This is a genomic window from Mangrovibacterium marinum, from assembly GCF_003046625.1.
GTDB classification, from domain to species: Bacteria; Bacteroidota; Bacteroidia; order Bacteroidales; family Prolixibacteraceae; genus Mangrovibacterium; species Mangrovibacterium marinum.
Genome location: NZ_QAAD01000061.1, coordinates 1 through 1,051, shown reverse-complemented (window position 1 = coordinate 1,051; position 1,051 = coordinate 1). Strand labels below are relative to the sequence as shown.

The window sequence follows — 1,051 nt, the reverse complement described above, 5'->3', positions numbered from 1 at the left end:
AGAAACGGGGCGTCTCGGGCGACCAGCTCAAGGCACTGTGGGCTTTGGGCAGGTGCCGTACCCCCGAGCTGGGAGGTTCGGTCATAGCCTGCCACGATTGCGGCTCGGTACATTACGTGTTGCACAGTTGCCGCAACCGCCATTGCCCGCGTTGCCAGGGCATCGACAAAGAGTTGTGGATTGAAGCCCGCAAACAGGAACTGTTGCCGGTAAAATATTTCCATGTGGTGTTTACCGTTCCGCACGAGTTGCTGGAGCTGTTCCGTTTCAATCGTGAGCTGATGTACAACCTGCTGTTCGAGAAATCGTGGGAAACCCTCAGCCTGTTTGCCAGAGACCCCAAGCTGCTGGGTGCACAAGCCGGGGCCATCGCCATTCTGCATACCTGGGACCAGCGATTAAACTTCCACCCGCATCTGCACCTGATTGTTCCGGCCGGGGGGATTGATGAAAACGGCCACTGGAAAAGCAGCAAGCAGGATGGTGACTTTTTGTTCGACGTCAAGCAGATGTCTGCCGTGTTCAGCGCCCGTTTCGTTCGGAAGCTGCGCCGGCTCAAGCGACAGGGGAAAGTTCAGAAGTATGTGCCGCGCGATTTGATTAAAAAGCCCTGGGTAGTCTATGCCAAGCAGGCTTTTGGCTCGCCCGAAAGTGTGGTCGAATACCTGGGGCGGTACACCCACCGGGTGGCCATCTCCAATGCCCGGATACTGGAGGTGACCGACAGCCAGGTAACGTTTAGCTGGTGCGACCGGGAAAACGGCTACCAAAAGAAAACCGAGACCCTAAGCGGGGTAGCGTTTCTGACGCGTTTTCTCGACCACATTGTGCCGCCCCGTTTTCGGCGGATCCGCCACCTGGGGTTTTTAAGTTCGCGCAATAAAAAGCAAAGCCTTGAAGCGATCCGCAAAAGCCTTGGCGACGAACAGCCACGGGTGGCGCCGCTCTCCAGGGCACAGATCCTGGAGCTGCGCTTTGGAGAGCGCTCGGTGCTGAAGTGTAAGGATTGTGGCGGCGAACTACTGCTGCTGGAAACTTATCCCGGAAAGCG

General features: G+C 57.1%; 1 protein-coding gene. It reads left to right on the top strand.

Annotation, left to right across the window (positions count from 1 at the left end; translation table 11 throughout):
• On the top strand, nt 1-1,051 hold a 1,051-nt coding region (locus C8N47_RS18625; protein ID WP_107824087.1), incomplete at both ends, for an IS91 family transposase.